Source organism: Actinoplanes sp. CA-252034, from assembly GCF_050956125.1.
Classification (GTDB): domain Bacteria; phylum Actinomycetota; class Actinomycetes; order Mycobacteriales; family Micromonosporaceae; genus Actinoplanes.
Genome location: NZ_CP191846.1, coordinates 4592468 through 4607399, shown reverse-complemented (window position 1 = coordinate 4607399; position 14932 = coordinate 4592468). Strand labels below are relative to the sequence as shown.

The following is a 14932-nucleotide window of genomic DNA, read 5'->3' as shown; positions in this document are numbered from 1 at the left end:
GACCGATTTCGCCGCCCCGGTACGACATCCCCGCCCGCGACCACAGTGGCAACCCGCTTACACCGTCGATCGAACCAGGCTCACCCGCCGCGCGCCGACTTGATGGGTGACCGGCTCGGATCGCACTGATCCGGCCTCTCGACAGGAGGACCCGCATGACGAACCTGCACACCGACGTGATCGAGACCGCCCCCGCCCGCCTCCGCCGTCTGCTGACCCGGTCGCTCGCCCTGGGAGCCGTCGCCGCGGGTGCAGCCGTTAGCTTCGCCGTTCCCGCGCACGCCGCCGGCATCACCGGCTACCACGTGGCGGGCACCGGAGGCTCTGGAACCCGTGTCGTCAGCGACCCGCGCAACACCAACGCAACCCAGGTCGCCAAGCTCGCCGACGGCACCGCGCTCACCATCGACTGTGGCGTCCGGGTGCGCAACGGCTACCGCGACACGGTCTGGCACCACATCACAGCGCCGGTCAACGGATATGTGGCCGGCTACCACACCGACATCCGCCGCTCCGACTGGTTCCTGCGCGGTGAGGCGACCTGCTCCACCACGACCCCGCCGGTGACCGCGCCCGCACCGACCACTCCCGCACCGACGACCCCGGCTCCCACCACGCCGGCCCCGACGACCCCCGCGCCGACCACGCCGCCGGTGACCTCGGCGCCGCGGGGCGCGACGATCACCTACAACCAGGGGTACGCCGGCACGTGCGTCTTCTACGTGCTGGACCGCTTCAAGACGCTGACCGGCGTGTACCCGAAGGCGTTCGGTGACGCCAAGTACCTGGCCGACAGTGCCGCCTCCAACGGCTGGGCCACCGGCTCGACCCCGCGCGTCAACAGCATCGCCATCTTCCAGGGTGGACAGAACGGCGCCGGTAACCAGTACGGCCACGCGGCCTGGGTCGAGAAGATCGACGGCAACAAGATCTACGTCTCCGAGTGGAACTTCCCGAACCCGTACACCACCACGTACCGCTGGCTCACCCCGGTCTCGGGCGTGAAGTACATCTACGCGCAGTGACCTGACGCGGCCCGGCCCCGGCACAGTGGATGCCGGGGCCGGGCCGCGCTCGTCACCCTCGGACGGCGGCCCGCGCCTGCTCGACCTGCTCCACGACGGCGTGCGCCTGCTGCGACCGCGCGATGGCGTGCGCCTCGTCGAGAATCGCCGACGCGTCCGCCCCGCGATCCTGCGCCGCGGCGATGTAGGCCAGGCCGACCATGTTGGCCCCCACCCCGGCCGGCGTCCCCGCTTCACGCCACAGCCGCGACGACTCCTCCAACCGCTCGCGTGCCTCGTCGAGCCGACCGGCCGCGTGTGCGGCGATGCCGAGATGACGCAGCGTCTCCGCGTGCGTCGGCTTGTCACCGGTCCGGGCCGCACGCTGCCGGGCCTGTTCCAGGTGCGGGATCGCTAGGTCCTCGTCGCGCCGGATCACCTGGTGCAGGCACCCGATCCAGAACAGTGCCGCACCCTCGCCGCGCTCGTCGCCGGCCTGCCGGTAGAGCGCCGCCGCACGCTCGAACAGCGGCAACTCCGCCGGGTCCTCGGCCGGTGTCGAGCCCGCGGCGCGGGCGGCCAGATATCTCGCGTGCAGGATCCTGCCCCGGGCCAGCGCGACGTCTGCCTCCACCGCGTCCAGCCCGCGCTCGGCGCCGGCCAGCTCGCTCGCCTCACCGCCGAAGACCGCCCGCTCGTACGCCGCACCGGCCTTTTCGATCCGTCGGTCCACACCCATCACTGTCCGCCGGGCGCGTACTGGTTCAGCATGTCGCCCCAGCCGGCCTGGATCATGGCGGTGAAGCGCCACTCGCCGGCGACCTTGGCCATCACGTCGGCGTAGCGCATGTGCAGGGTCTGCCCGTCGGTGGTCACCGTCGAGTCCGTGACGACCACGGCCAGGTCGGCGTTGAGGAACGCCGGACGACGCCGGTTGTCGATCGTCGCCGAGGTGGCGGCCATGCTCATGCTCTGGATGAACGTCTCCCGGTCCCACTGCTGGGTGACACACTCCCCGCGGGAGTCGTTCGTGGTCACGGTCAGCGGGAAACGGGCCACGTCGGCCATGGCGGCGGTGTTGTTGTCGCGCGCATACGCGTCATACCGGTCGAACCAATCCAACAGTGCACGGGTCTGCTCCGCGGTGGCCTCGAACGGGACGGTGGTGAGCGGGTTCTGGTCGGTCAAGGCGATCCCCTCCACGGACTGGCAAGAAACTCCGTGCAGTATACAGAGTTTATTGTCGCCGGTGCACCGCGTAGGTCAGGTGCGTCACCCGCTCCGACGGCTCGGAGCGGATCTGCCGCAGCTCGACCCGGGACGTGTCCACGCCGTCGAACAGGCGGGTGCCGGCGCCGAAGAAGACCGGGGACAACGCGATCGTGAACTCGTCGACGAGACCGGCGTTCAGGTACTGCAGGATCGTCTCGCCGCCGCCCCCGATGCGCACGTCGCGATCGCCGGCGGCCGCGCGGGCCTGGTCGAGCGCGGACTCGATGCCGTCGGTGACGAAGTGGAAGGTCGTCCCGCCGGGCCGCTCCCACGGGTCACGTCTGCGATGCGTGACGACGAAGACCGGGGTGTGGAAGGGCGCGTCCTCCGGCCACGACTGCTCGCCGAGGTCGAACATCCGACGGCCCATGACGGTCACGCCGGTGCGCTCGAACGTCGCCCGTGCGATGTCGTTCGCGACCCCCTCCTCGCCGCCGTCACCGAAGCCGAGGTTCTCCCGGAAGAAGCGCAGTGGGAAGATCCACTGCTGCAGCGCCATCCACTGGGCCATCCACCGCCGTACCTCCGGATGGTCTTGACTCTCCTTGGCGAAGAGATTGTCGACCGGCGCGGGCACCGGCGCGACGTAGCCGTCCAGGGACATCGACACGCTGAAGAAGACCTTGCCGGCCATCAGGCCTCCACCTCCGTGAACAGGGTCCCGGTGACGTACGCCGCCAGGTGTTCGAGGGTCTGCCGGCCGCCCTCGATCGCGTGGTATTTCTCGACCGCCTGGTCCCGCAGCTGCTTGGTGGGGAAGACGGTGCGCATCTCGATCCGCGTCGCCGCACCCTCGGCGGCGAAGGTCAGGATCGACTCGAACGCGTTCGGGTCGTCGCTGTGCTCACCGTGGAGCATGGCGATCCGCTCCGGCGCGACGATCTCGGTCCAGGTGATCCACTCCTGGTAGTCGGTGCCGTCCGGCCCGTGCATCACGAAGTCCCACACCGCGCCCTCGCGGAAGACGAAGGACCGTGTGGTGGTGCTGAACCCTTCCGGCCCCCACCACCGTGACAGGTGCCGGACCTCGGTGAACGCCGTGAACACCAGCTCCCGTGGCGCGTCGACGACCCGGGAGATCACGATCTCCCGATCGGTGTCTGCCATACGATCACTCCTCCTGTGCCTGCTTGAGCTCCTGCACATACGCGTCGAGCCGGTCGAAGCCGCCGGCCCAGAACCGCTCGAATCCACCGAGCCACTCGTGGACCGGCTGCAGCGCGCGGGCATCCAGCCCGTACAGCCGCTGCTTGCCGGCCTCGCGAACCCGGACCAGACCGACCTCCCGCAGCACCCGCAGGTGCTTGGAGGCCCGCGGCTGGCTCATCCCCAACTGCCGGGCCAGGTCGGTCACCGGCCACTCCCCCGCCCGCAGCAGCACCAGGATGTCCCGGCGCTGCGGCTCGGCGATCGCGTTGAACGCGTCCGACGTCGTCGCTGCTCGTGCCACGGCAGCCATCATATTCCCATAACGGAATGCGTCAAGGACGGAATCGGCGAATCAGCGACACGATCGTGGCGTCATCACCCAGTCTGGTTGCCGTGCCGGTGCCCGACAGCGAAGACGACGGCCCGGGCGGCTGGGCCGGCTTCCGGATCGGCGCCGCCCTCGGCATCGCGCTGCTGGCCGGGTTCGTGGGCGGCCGCGTCACCGCCCCCTCGCCGTCGCAGCCCGCCGCCCAGGACGCGCCGACGCCCGGCTCGGCGTTCTTCGTGAGCGACGCGCCGCTCCATCAGCACGGCGGAGTGGCGACCACGGACACGGCAGGTCTCACCCGCACCGCGGCCGGGCTGACCCTCACCACCGAGACGACCGCGTTCACGCCCGGCCGCCGCAGCCCGTTCCGCTTCCGGATCGTCGCGCGCGGCGGCGCGGCGGTCACCACATACACGACGGCCCACGAGCGTCTGCTGCACCTGATCGTGATCCGGCGCGATCTCACCGGCTTCCAGCACCTGCACCCCACGATGGCGCCGGACGGCACCTGGAGCACCGACCTGGCCCTCGCCGCACCGGGCAGCTACCGCGCGATCGCCGACTTCACGGCGGTCGTCGGCGGCGGCCCGGTCCCGGTGGCCCTGGGCGTCGACCTGACGGTCACCGGAGATCACCGGCCGACTCCGCTTCCGGCGCCGGCCTCCCCGGTCGAGACCGATGATCTGACGGTACGGCTGGACGGCTGGACGGTCGCGGTGACCGGCGCCGACGGCTCGCCGGCGAGCCTGGAACCGTACCTGGGCGCGAGCGGCCACCTCGTGTCGTTCCGCGAGGGCGACGTGGCGTACCAGCACACCCATGCCAAACCGGACTCCCCGCCGGGCGCCGCCCGTTTCCAGGTCGCCCCGCCGGCCCCCGGCCGGTACCGCGTGTTCGCCGAGTTCCAGGTCGCCGGAAAGGTCCACGTCGCGGCATTCACCGTCGCCGTGAGCTGACCGCTCGTCCGTTCGGGTGCATTCGCGAACCGGTTGTTCGACGGAGAAACCGATTCCACGAACAAGGTTCAGGCGTCAGCAGTATCGTCAGGCATCCGCACGTCTCCGGAGCGCCTCATGCATGCCATCGCTGATCCGCCGCTTCTCTTGACCGACAATCCGGTTACCGGCCGGGGAGACGACCAATTCGGTTTCAGCACGCACGGCCGTGTGCTCTGCGATGCCATTCAGGCCGCCGTTCACCTGCCTCTCACCGTCGGCGTCTTCGGTCCGTGGGGAACGGGCAAGTCGAGCTTCCTCAACATCTGCCGCGACATGCTGGAGCAGCGTGGCATTCCCACGATCGCCTTCAATCCGTGGAAGTACGACGACAAGGAGGCGATCTGGCACGCCCTGATCCAGACGATCCTCACCGAGGTCGCCGACGAGCCGGAGGGCAGGCGTCACGATCTGGCGGCCAAGGCCCGCCGTTTGAGCAGCACCGCGACCTGGCTGCTGCTGCGGCACGCCGCCGGGCCGCTGACCGCGGGTCTCGTCGACGGCGACGACGTGACGACGGCCCGCGACGCCTGGCAGAGCCGGGGCGTCGAGAACTACCGGCACATCAATCACTTCGAGGCCGACTTCGCCGAGGTGGTGCAGACCTTCCTCGGCGACCGGGGCCGGCTCGTGGTGTTCGTCGACGACCTGGACCGGTGTCACGGCGACACGGCCATCGCCGTCCTCGACGCTCTCAAACTCTTTCTCGGCGAGGCCTCCTGCGTTTTCGTGCTCGCCATGGATTTCGACGTGATCTCGACGGCGGCCGCCAAACGGGTCGACGGCGATCAGGCCCGCGGCCGTCAATATCTGGAAAAGCTGATCCATTTTCCGTATCACCTGCCGGAGGTGCGGTTCGAGGCGGTGTTCCGGCAACTGCAGGATTCCGTGGTGACCGAGCTCAGAGGCGACCCGGCGCTGTGGCAACTCGCCGAGGGCGCGTTCGGCGACAATCCCCGGCGGATCCGGCGGTTCATCTCGGCGCTCAACCTCACCACGGCGACGCTGCGCCTGCATTCCCGGCCGAGCCGGGACCGGCTGATGCAGGCCGCGATCCTGCTGGCCTTGCGGATGCGCTTTCCCGACTTCTTCCGGCGGGTGCAGGCGAACCCGGCGGTGTGGGTACGGCTGGACGAGGCCGCCCGTACCCAGAACAACGCCGGGCTGCGCCAGGACGAGGTGGAGCTGGCCTCGGCCGAGCCCGCCCTGTCCGACCTGCTGCTCACGATCAGGCCCGGCGAGCGCAGCGGCTGCTCGTTCCCGTCCATCCCGACGAAGGCGCAGATCGAGGTGGTCACCCAGGTGCTGACGGTGACTGGCGGGCCCGGAGACCCGCCATGACCGGCGAGCCCGGCCATGTGATCGGTCTGGACATCGGCGACGGCGAGAGTTGCCTGGCCTGGGCGCCGGCCGACCGTTCCCAACCCACGCGGATCCATACGCGGCCACGATCCGGCGAGCGCAGCATCGTGACCGCCATGACGCGATCGCCGTTCGGCGCCGGCAGGCTCATCGGCGACGAGGCCGTGACCAGCCGCGGGGCGGCCCGCTTCGGCGTCAACTTCAAGACCGCTCCGGACGTGCTGTCGCCCGGGATCCCCGATGCCGTCCTGTTCGCGCAGACCCTGCTCGCGGAGTTCGGGGGCCGGCATCCGGAGGTCCTGCGCGACGGTGTGGTGTACGTCGGGCACCCGGCGGGCTGGTCACCCGAGGTCGTTGACGCGTACGGCCGGCACCTCGAATGTCTCGGCGTGCCGGTGCAGCTGATGCCGGAGTCGCAGTCCGCCCTGCTCCACGTCCGTGACCGGGGCCGTGACCAGCGAGAGCTCGAACGGGTCCTGATCGTCGACATCGGCTCCTCCACCACGGACTTCACCGTCGTCGAGGATCTGTCGCCACGGAACCTGCCGGTCGGGGCCGCCCTCGGCTGCCGGCAGATCGACGAGCAGCTCGCCGGTCTGGTCCGGGCCGCCCTGAGTCACGACGCGGCACTGGCCGAGGCGCTGGCCGGCGACGGCGGATCGGACTTCCTCCTGCTGGCCTGCCGGTGGGCCAAGGAGGCCCAGTTCTCCGGTGTGCCCCGCCGGATCATGGACCTGCGCGAGTCGTGCGAGGAGCGCTTCCGGCCGATCGTCGCCGGCGCGTGGACGTGGCTGCTCGACCTGGAGATTCCGCAGACGGTGGCGGCGCCCGGTGGCTGGGGCGACCGCTTCCGTACCGTGCTCGTCGAGGTCGCCGACCTGCTCGGTGACCGCCCGCATCTGCTGGTGCTCACCGGCGGCGGTTCGCGCATGCCGCTCGCCGGCCGCCTGTGCCGCGAGGTCTTCCCCACCTCGATCGTCGAGCACGACGACGAGCCGGCGTTCGCGGTCGCCCGAGGGCTGGTGAGCAACGGGCAGCATCGCTCCGGTGTGCGCCGCTTCCGGCGCGAGGTGAGCGAGCTGGTCGAGGCGCCGGCGACCAGGGAGACGGTCCGGGCCGAGGCGGTGCAGGCGCTGAACACCCTGAAGGACAAGGTCGCCGGGCAGATGCTGGAGTCGCACGGCTCGGCCGCCGCTCTCACGAGCCACATCAAGTTCGGGATGTACGAGGCGACGCGTGCTCTGGCCGACTCGCTCACCTACTACCTGTCGATGCGGGTGGAGCGGATCTGCCGGCGGCACGGTGTCCCGGTCGACCGGGTGCGGCTGGAACTGGCCCTGCCGGATCTGTTCTCCGACCGCCTGGACCTGATCCTCGACCGCGTCCACCGGGCCGAACGTCTCACCGAGCACAGCACACCGGGGTTGCTGAGCCAGCTCGGCGTTCCGCGCGAGGCGGCGAACCAGGCGTTCGGCTCGGCCATCGAACGGGCCCGGGCCAGGTTCGCGCCGTCGCTGGACCCGCAGCTTGCGAGCTTCGCGATCGGCGCGGTCACCAGCAGCTCCGGCCTGGCCGCCGACCGTGCCGCCCGGAGGTGGATCCAGCGGATCGTCCGCCTGGGCGAGTACACCCCGGACGAGCTCGACCGGATCACCGCCACCGTGATGGCGGCGGTGATCGAGCAGACCGAGGACCGGGCCCGCGACCTGGAACGCTGGCTGGCCTGACCCGTCACCCGTCAGTCGACGACGTGCTCGTTGGGGTAACCGAGAACCGGGCCCTCACCGAAGGAGGTCAGGGTCCGGGCGCCCCAGCAGGTCACCGTGCCGTCGGTGCGGGCCGCGCACGTCGTCGTGCCGTTGGTGGCCAGATGGGCCACCAGCATGATGCCGTCGCGGTCGTAGAGCACCTGTGCCAGCGGCTCACCGGCGCGCAGCAGCCCGTTACCGGTCTGGCCGCCGGCACTCGCCCCGAAGCACCACCCCTGCGGGTTGGGGCTCTTGACGCAGGTCAGGTCACCGGCGACGGCGAGGCGGGAGGCCTTCACGTCGGCGACCAGGGTGGGTGAGGTGCGGCCCTCGAGGTCGCCGAGGCCCAACTGGCCGGACTCGTTGGCGCCGAAGCACCACAGCGCCCGCGACGGCAGCAGCGCCACGGCACACGTGTGGGCCCGGCCCACACCGAGCGCGATCACCCCGTACAGGCCGGGAACCCGCCGGGCGATCGCCGTGCCGGAACCGGAGTGGCCGAGCTGGCCGTCGGTGTTCGCGCCGAAGCACCACATCCCGCCGGAGGTGGGGGTGGTCTCGACGTACCGCTCGGTGGCGCAGACGTGCCCGGGACCGACCGCGACCTGGGAGATCCCGGTCAGAGGCTGGCCGGCGTCGTCGACGACCTGGACGGGCTCGGGGTTGGGGGTCCTCTCGGTCAGGCCGGCGCCGAGCAGGTCGGCGCGGCCGAAGCACCACAGGGTGCCGTTGGCCCGCCGCACGCAGGTCACCTTGTCGCCGACGGAGATCTCGCTCGCGCCCTTGATCGGCACCGGGGCCGGGGTGACGGTCGGGGCCGCGGGCTGTCCGGCCTGGCCGGCGTCGTTGGCGCCCCAGCAGTAGACCTCGTTGGCCTCGGACAGCACACACGTGGTGCCGGCGCCGACCACGACCGTGCGGGCCTTGACACCGTCGGGCAGCGGCACGCGAGTCGGGTGCGGGACCGGAACCCCGGCCACACCACCGGCGTCGCCCCACCGGTTGTCGCCCCAGCACCACACCCCGGCGTCGCGGATGACGCAGCCGGCGTCGTCACCCACGGCGATCCGGGTCGTGCCGCCCAGGCCGGCGATCGGTCCGCTGGCCCGTGACGAGCGGCTGTCGGCGCCGGTCCCGAGCTGGCCGGAGCCGTTGGCGCCGAAGCACCAGAGGGAGCCGTCGCGGGTCAGCGCGCACGTGGTGGCGCCGGTTCCGCCGGCCGCGGCGACGGAGGTGGCGGTGTCCAGGTTGAGGACGGTCATCGGGACGGCCCAGTCCAGGCCGGCGCCGTCGCCGAGCTGTCCGGCCCGGCCCGCGCCGAAGCACCGGGCCTGCCCGGAGAGCAGGGTCACGCAGGTGTATCGGTTACCGGCGCTGACCGCGGTGGCGGCGGGCACGGTCACCGCGGCGGGGCCGCCGGTCGTGGCGACGGTGCGGCCGAGCTGGCCGGCGTCGTTGGCGCCGAAGCAGGACACCGCGATGCCGGTCAGGGCACAGGTGTGGTCGGCGCCGGCGGAGACCGCCGACACGCCGGTCAACCCGGAGACCCGGGCGGGGGTACGGGCCGACGACACCGTGCCGGAGCGCTGGCCGTGCTCGTCGGCACCCCAGCAGGCGACGGTGCCGCCGGTGAGCAGCGCGCAGGCGTGGCCGCCGCCGACCGTGACGGCGGTGGCGGTGGCGGCGTCGGGCAGGGTGACCCGCACCGGGACGGCGCTGGACGCCGGGCCGCCGAGCTGGCCGCGGGAGCCGTCGCCGAGGCACCAGACGGCGCCGCCGGCCACCACGCAGGCCGTGCCGCCGTCGGTGTCCACGGCGGTGACCCCGGACACGCCGGCCACCACGACCGGGCGGCTGGTCTGGTCCGGTCTGCCGAGGACCGCTCCCCAGCACCAGAGCACCCCACGGTCGGTGACCGCACAGGCCTGCCGGGCGCCCGCCGCGACCTGGACGACACGGGTGGGGCCGGCCACCACGACCGGTCCGGTGGTGGAGTTGACGGTGGAGAGGTCGCCGAGCTGGCGGTTCTCGTTGGCGCCCCAGCAGCGGGCGGTGCCGGCGACGTGGACGGCGCAGGTGAACGCGGTGCCGACCGACACGGACTGCCACGGCGCGCGGGGCGCCGCCACGGCGACGACCGACAGCGGCGAGACGGTGCCGTCGTCGTACACGCTCTGCACCTGGTAGCGGTAGGCGCGGCCGTCGGTGAGCTGCCGGTCGGTGTTGGCCGGCAGGGCGGTACGGGCGATCTCCACACCGTCGCGCAGCACCCGCCACTGCGCCACGGTCCGGCCCTTGGGCGCGGTGAACGTCAGTTGCGCGGCCTCGTGCAGCCCGGTGGCGGTGACCGAGGGCGCGTCCTCGGCCGGTGGGGCCGGGCGGGCGGTGACGGTGGCCGACGGCGCCGACTCGACGCCGCGGGCGTCCAGCGCGGTCACCCGGTACTCATAGGCGGTGTCGTTGTCGAGGGCACCGTCGCGGGCCGGGGAGGCGGGCACCTCGGCGACCCGCGTCCCGTTGCGGTACACCCGGTAGCGTGCCGCCGACGGGAGGGGCATGTCCCAGGTCAGGGTCACTTCGGTGTTGCCGGCGACGGCACGCAGGCCGGTCGGCGCGTTCGGTGGGATCGCCCGCGCGGTGGCCGCGACGGTCGGGGACGGCGGGGACCACTGCTGGTCGGCGCCGACGGCCACCAGCGCGTACCGGTAGGTGATGTCGTTGATCGCGGACGTGTCGACGAAGCCGGTGCCGGTGATCACCCCGCCGAGGGCGTTGCCGTCGCGCAGCAGCACCCATCGGCCGGTGCCGCCGCGCGGCCAGGAGAGGGTGACCTTGCTGTCGCCGGCGACGACGGCGGGTGCCGCGGGGGCTCCGGGCGCGGGACCGGGTACGGCGGAGACCGTGGCGCTGCGCGGCCCGGCGGCCATGTTGGCGTTGTAGGCCACCACCTGGTACTGGTACGTCTTCTTGTTGACCAGCCCCGAGTCGGTGTGGCCGAGCGCGTCTCCGGGCACCTCGGCGACCCTGGTGTTGTTGCGGTACACCTCGTAGGAGGCCACCGGGTCGACCGGGTCGGGCCAGCTCAGCAGGACGGCGCCGTCGCGGGGCTGGGCCGTGACGGGGCCGGGCGCTGCGGGGATCGCCAGCGGTGTGGCGACCCGGATCGGCGACGGGCCGGACAGCTGCCCCGACACGACGACGCGTACCTGGTAGCGGTAGGTGACGTTGTTGGTGAGGTCGACGTCGGCCGCGGTCACGCCCGGCGCGGCGACCGTGGAGAGCATCGTGCCGTCGCGGTAGACGTGATAGCGCTGAGCCCCGGCGACCGCGTTCCAGACCAGGTCCACCCGGGCCGCACCGCCGGTGGCGAGGAGACCGAACGGGGAGCGCTGCTCCTCCTCGGTCGGGATAGCGGTGACCTGCACCGACTTCCCGGCGACACCGATCTTGTTCACTGCTTCGAGGCTGATCAGGTAGGACTTGTCGTTGGTGAGCCCGCCGACGGTCAGTGCCTGGTCGCCGACCCGGGCGGTGGCGGCCACCTTGCCGTCGACCCGGGCGCGGACCGTGTCGGCGATGGTGTTCTTCGGCTTCTGCCAGCTCAGCGTGGCCTGGCCGTTCTGGTTACGGACCGCGACGCCGTTGAGGGCGGGCGGCGGCGCCTGGGGGGTGACCGTCCGGGTGGCGCTCTTGGCCGAGCGGCGTCCCTTGGCGTCGATGCTGCGCAGCGCGTACTTGTAGGTGACGCCGTTGCGGACGGTCTCGGTGGTCCACCGGCTGCCGGTCACCTGCTTGGCGAAGACGGCCCCGTTGCGGATGACGTCGACACCGACTGAGCCGGACGCCTTCTTCCAGGTGAGGGTGACGGTGCCGTCACCGGCGACCGCGGTGAAGCCGCTCGGTGGCGCGATGCTGGAGCCGGCCGCCATCGCCTCCGCGGTCACGCCGAAGACGCCGAGAAGGATCAGGGCGAGGAGGTACGCCGTGGGCCGCCGATATGCGGCGCGGTTCAGCGGCATGTTCCGGTCCCTGCGTCGTGGAAGTCGATCGGGGCGGGCTCGGCCTGGACGAACTCCCAGGTGTACGCGCCCTCGGCGAGACGCATGAACAGCATGCCGAACAGCGCCACCGACGTGTCGGCGTACTTGGCCTCGATCCGCCCGGCCAGGTCGGGGCGCTCGTGCTCGTCGGCGACGTCGTAGTTGTTGGCGCCGCCGGTGCCGACGATGAACTGCCGGATGCCCTCGTTCTCCGGCACGACGACCGGTGGGGCCATCGACGTGCCGTTGACCGTGTCGGCGCGGCCGAGCGGCGCGAACCGCTGGTAGTTGTGGTCGTGGCTGACCAGGACCACATCGACGCCGCCGGCGAGCAGAGCGTTCCAGACCGGGGTGAGCGGCGCGTAGTCGCCGTGGTGGCCGGCCGACCACAGCGGGTGGTGCCAGTAGGCGAGGGTGCACCGGTTGGGGTGGGCGGCCAGGTCGGACTTGAGCCAGTTCATCATCTTGCTGCCGGGGCCACAGGGGGCGGCCGGGCCGCACAGGTTCGAGTTGACCGCGATCATGTGCCAGCTGCCGATGTCGTAGCTGTACGCGCCCGGCACCCCGTAGTTGTTCTCCTGCTCGGCCTGCTTGCCGAAGTAGCCGTAGTAGCCATCGGCCCCGGCCGTCTGGTACTCGTGGTTGCCCGGCACCGGACGGCTGATCGCCTTGTAGGGGCCGAAGAACTGGTCGTACACGTTGATGAACTCCTCGGGCCGGCCCTTCTCGTACTGCAGGTCGCCCAGCGGCAGGAACGCGGCCAGGCGCTGACCGGCGAGCAGGTCGGCGACGCTGTTCTCCCGGCAGCCGGCCGGGCTGCCCTCGCCGCCGCGGTACACCATGTTGGTGGGCGCGCAGGCGATGTCGCCGACGGCGGCGATCAGCTCCCCGTCGGCGTTCGCGGCGACCTGCGGCGCGGCGGTCCGGGTCGGGCCGGTCTTGGCGCCGTCGTCACCGCCCAGGGCGGCATAGCCCGCGGTCGGCAGGAGCACGGCGACCAGCAGACCGGCGACGAGACCGGATTGGCGCCGTCGGCGCCGGCTCAGTGAGAAACCCACGGCGACCACGATCAGCGGTCCGGGTGGCCGTCCGGGCGCGGGCCCGGGTGCGATCCGGTTGCGGGCCGCTCACTCCTGCCCGGCAACTCGGAGGCGACCCGGGGCACACCGCCGCCACGGGAGAGTCGGGATTCCAGACGACCGGGGGTTGACGATGACGAGCAGTACGGGGCGGGTCCGCCTGCTGGCCTTCGTGGCGTTCACCGCGGTCACCCTGACCGGGTCGGTGGCGTATGTCGCCGACGCGTACGCCGACCGCGCCGGCGCCGTCCGCGACACGGGCACCGACACCGGGGCGGACGCGGCGACGGTGGCGGCCGGGCCGCACGTGGTGTTCCGCAACACCGCGGCCGGTCCGGACGAGGGGCATGTCGCCCTGGTGCCGGTGGACGCGCCGGGCGGGGCGCGGGCGATCACGCCGGCGGTCTGTGACCGGGTGTACGCGACCCGGGTCCGGGCCGTCTGCCTGGCCGCGCATGCCACCGCGGTCAGCCGCACCTACCGGGTGCGGCTGCTGCGCCCCGACTGGACCGTCGACCGTGAGCTGGACGGCTTCTCCGGCCTGTCCAGCCGCACCCGGCTGGCGCGGGACTCGGCACGGGTGACGACCACGGCGTTCGTCTACGGCGACTCGTACAACTCGCCGGGCCGGTTCTCCACCCGGACCACGATCAGCGACGTGGCCGGCGACGGGCGGGTGGAGCTGGAGGACTTCGAGTTCCGTGTCGACGGGCGGGTGAACCGGCGCGCCGACCGCAACTTCTGGGGTGTCACGTTCACGACGGACGGTGACACGTTCTACGCCACCGGCGCTTCGGACGGGCGGACGTGGCTGGTCCGGGGCAGCGTGTCGGCGCGTACCCTGACCGCGCTGCATCAGGATGTCGAGTGCCCGTCGCTGTCGCCGGACGGCACCCGTGTCGCCTACAAGCGGCACGGCGACCTGCCCGACGGGCAGTGGCGGCTCGCGGTGCTCGACCTGCGGACCGGGCGGGAGACGGTGCTGGCCGAGACCCGCAGCGTCGACGACCAGGCGGAGTGGCTCGACGACGAGCGTGTGCTGTACGGACTGCGTACCGGCGCGATCGGTGAGCAGCGTTCGGACGTGTGGGTGGCCGACGCCGACGGCGGCGGGTCGCCCGAGGTGCTCATCGAGAACGCCTGGTCGCCCGCCGTCGTACGGTGATCGTCAGTTGGGGACGGCGTTGAGCTTGATCTTGCCGTCCTGGCGGGTGCAGGTGCCCCAGCCGTTGGCGGTGGTCACCTTCAGGTAGTAGGCCCGCTTGGGGTCGAGCCCGGTGAAGATCTTGGAGAACTTGGCGTTGGTCCAGCCGCTCTGGGTGGCCGTGGTGGTGGTGATGACCTTCTTGTCGATGATCCGGACCAGCTGCAGGTTCAGGGTGACGCCGATGGTCGGGGCCTTGAGGTTGTCGGGCCGGGCACCGCCGGTCGGTCCGCCGAGGTAGCCCTTCCACTGCGGCGTGGCCATCTCGAAGGTGGCCCGGGTCCGGTCGGCGGCCCGGTAGGCGCGGGCCTTGGTGACGATGGTCGGCGCGAGCGACTTCTCGACGACCGACACCGACGCGCCCTGGCCGAGGCTGTCCTCGGCGCGGACCGTGATCCGGTAGGTGGCGCACTTGTCGGCGGTGGCGACGGTCAGCTTGTACCGGCCGTTGACCTGCGCCTGCGTCCCCTGGACCAGGTAGTTGGTGATGGTGCTGCCGTCGGTGACCTTGACCCGGTAGCGGGTGGCGTGCGCGGCCGGCTTCCAGTAGACGTCGGTCTGGGACGCGTTGACCGTCGAGCGGACCTGCTGCACGCCCATCGGCGTGCTGGGCACCTCGGCGACGGAGACGGGCGCCGCGGACGCCGCCTGCGGCACGGCGAGCAGCCCTCCGGCGACGGCGAGGCCCAGCATTGCGGTGTGACGCCAAAACTTCATGTTCAACAACCCCGTTTGGTTCGTGGTGACTTCA

General features: G+C 71.8%; 13 protein-coding genes. 5 read left to right on the top strand and 8 right to left on the bottom strand.

What is annotated here, in order from left to right:
* Window positions 1-155: 155 nt before the first annotated feature.
* A complete protein-coding gene (locus ACQPZW_RS20870; protein ID WP_433796584.1) occupies window positions 156-1025 on the top strand; it encodes a CHAP domain-containing protein in 870 nt (289 codons plus the stop codon).
* Window positions 1026-1077: 52 nt separating this feature from the next.
* Here ACQPZW_RS20870 and ACQPZW_RS20865 read toward each other — a convergent pair whose 3' ends face one another.
* The 5 genes from ACQPZW_RS20865 to ACQPZW_RS20845 are packed head-to-tail and all read right to left on the bottom strand — an operon-like array spanning window position 1078 to window position 3726.
* Window positions 1078-1743, bottom strand: coding sequence for a tetratricopeptide repeat protein (locus ACQPZW_RS20865; protein WP_433796583.1), 666 nt, complete (start codon window positions 1741-1743; stop codon window positions 1078-1080).
* The gene (locus tag ACQPZW_RS20860) at window positions 1743-2192 is read right to left on the bottom strand and encodes a hypothetical protein (protein WP_433796582.1); all 450 of its coding nucleotides are present in this window, start codon (window positions 2190-2192) and stop codon (window positions 1743-1745) included. Before ACQPZW_RS20860 ends, ACQPZW_RS20865 begins: the two co-directional genes overlap by 1 nt.
* A gap of 49 nt (window positions 2193-2241) precedes the next feature.
* Window positions 2242-2913: a dihydrofolate reductase family protein gene (locus tag ACQPZW_RS20855; protein ID WP_433797588.1), complete on the bottom strand. Its 672-nt coding sequence runs from the start codon at window positions 2911-2913 to the stop codon at window positions 2242-2244.
* The gene (locus ACQPZW_RS20850; protein WP_433796581.1) at window positions 2910-3383 is read right to left on the bottom strand and encodes an SRPBCC family protein; all 474 of its coding nucleotides are present in this window, start codon (window positions 3381-3383) and stop codon (window positions 2910-2912) included. Before ACQPZW_RS20850 ends, ACQPZW_RS20855 begins: the two co-directional genes overlap by 4 nt.
* A gap of 4 nt (window positions 3384-3387) precedes the next feature.
* On the bottom strand, window positions 3388-3726 hold the full coding sequence (locus ACQPZW_RS20845; RefSeq protein ID WP_433796580.1) for an ArsR/SmtB family transcription factor: 339 nt from the start codon (window positions 3724-3726) through the stop codon (window positions 3388-3390).
* Window positions 3727-3818: 92 nt separating this feature from the next.
* Between ACQPZW_RS20845 and ACQPZW_RS20840 the strand changes: the two genes are divergently transcribed.
* From ACQPZW_RS20840 to ACQPZW_RS20830, 3 genes are all read left to right on the top strand, one after another.
* The gene (locus ACQPZW_RS20840) at window positions 3819-4709 is read left to right on the top strand and encodes a hypothetical protein (protein ID WP_433796579.1); all 891 of its coding nucleotides are present in this window, start codon (window positions 3819-3821) and stop codon (window positions 4707-4709) included.
* Between the two features lie 210 nt (window positions 4710-4919).
* A complete protein-coding gene (locus tag ACQPZW_RS20835; protein WP_433796578.1) occupies window positions 4920-6089 on the top strand; it encodes a KAP family P-loop NTPase fold protein in 1170 nt (389 codons plus the stop codon).
* Window positions 6086-7837, top strand: coding sequence for an Hsp70 family protein (locus ACQPZW_RS20830; RefSeq protein WP_433796577.1), 1752 nt, complete (start codon window positions 6086-6088; stop codon window positions 7835-7837). The genes ACQPZW_RS20835 and ACQPZW_RS20830 overlap by 4 nt, the downstream gene beginning before the upstream one ends.
* An 11-nt stretch (window positions 7838-7848) precedes the next feature.
* On the opposite strand, the gene ACQPZW_RS20825 is transcribed toward ACQPZW_RS20830, so the two are convergent.
* Together ACQPZW_RS20825 and ACQPZW_RS20820 are read right to left on the bottom strand one after the other, a co-directional pair.
* Window positions 7849-11877, bottom strand: a complete 4029-nt coding sequence (locus tag ACQPZW_RS20825) for a hypothetical protein (RefSeq protein ID WP_433796576.1) — start codon at window positions 11875-11877, stop codon at window positions 7849-7851.
* A complete protein-coding gene (locus ACQPZW_RS20820) occupies window positions 11868-12956 on the bottom strand; it encodes a metallophosphoesterase family protein (RefSeq protein ID WP_433796575.1) in 1089 nt (362 codons plus the stop codon). Before ACQPZW_RS20820 ends, ACQPZW_RS20825 begins: the two co-directional genes overlap by 10 nt.
* Window positions 12957-13110: 154 nt before the next feature.
* Here ACQPZW_RS20820 and ACQPZW_RS20815 point away from each other — a divergent pair, with 154 nt between their 5' ends.
* Window positions 13111-14142, top strand: coding sequence for a hypothetical protein (locus ACQPZW_RS20815; RefSeq protein ID WP_433796574.1), 1032 nt, complete (start codon window positions 13111-13113; stop codon window positions 14140-14142).
* Between the two features lie 3 nt (window positions 14143-14145).
* On the opposite strand, the gene ACQPZW_RS20810 is transcribed toward ACQPZW_RS20815, so the two are convergent.
* Window positions 14146-14898 (bottom strand): hypothetical protein, encoded by a 753-nt coding sequence (locus tag ACQPZW_RS20810; protein WP_433796573.1) that lies wholly within the window; start codon window positions 14896-14898, stop codon window positions 14146-14148.
* Window positions 14899-14932 lie beyond the last annotated feature (34 nt).

What these genes read in the sequence shown, in the direction of transcription:
- ACQPZW_RS20870 (WP_433796584.1), top strand. Translation starts at nt 156, where the DNA reads ATGACGAACCTGCACACCGACGTGATCGAGACCGCCCCCGCCCGCCTC.
- ACQPZW_RS20865 (WP_433796583.1), bottom strand. Translation starts at nt 1,743, where the DNA reads ATGGGTGTGGACCGACGGATCGAAAAGGCCGGTGCGGCGTACGAGCGG.
- ACQPZW_RS20850 (WP_433796581.1), bottom strand. Translation starts at nt 3,383, where the DNA reads ATGGCAGACACCGATCGGGAGATCGTGATCTCCCGGGTCGTCGACGCG.
- ACQPZW_RS20830 (WP_433796577.1), top strand. Translation starts at nt 6,086, where the DNA reads ATGACCGGCGAGCCCGGCCATGTGATCGGTCTGGACATCGGCGACGGC.
- ACQPZW_RS20825 (WP_433796576.1), bottom strand. Translation starts at nt 11,877, where the DNA reads ATGCCGCTGAACCGCGCCGCATATCGGCGGCCCACGGCGTACCTCCTC.
- ACQPZW_RS20815 (WP_433796574.1), top strand. Translation starts at nt 13,111, where the DNA reads ATGACGAGCAGTACGGGGCGGGTCCGCCTGCTGGCCTTCGTGGCGTTC.
- ACQPZW_RS20810 (WP_433796573.1), bottom strand. Translation starts at nt 14,898, where the DNA reads ATGAAGTTTTGGCGTCACACCGCAATGCTGGGCCTCGCCGTCGCCGGA.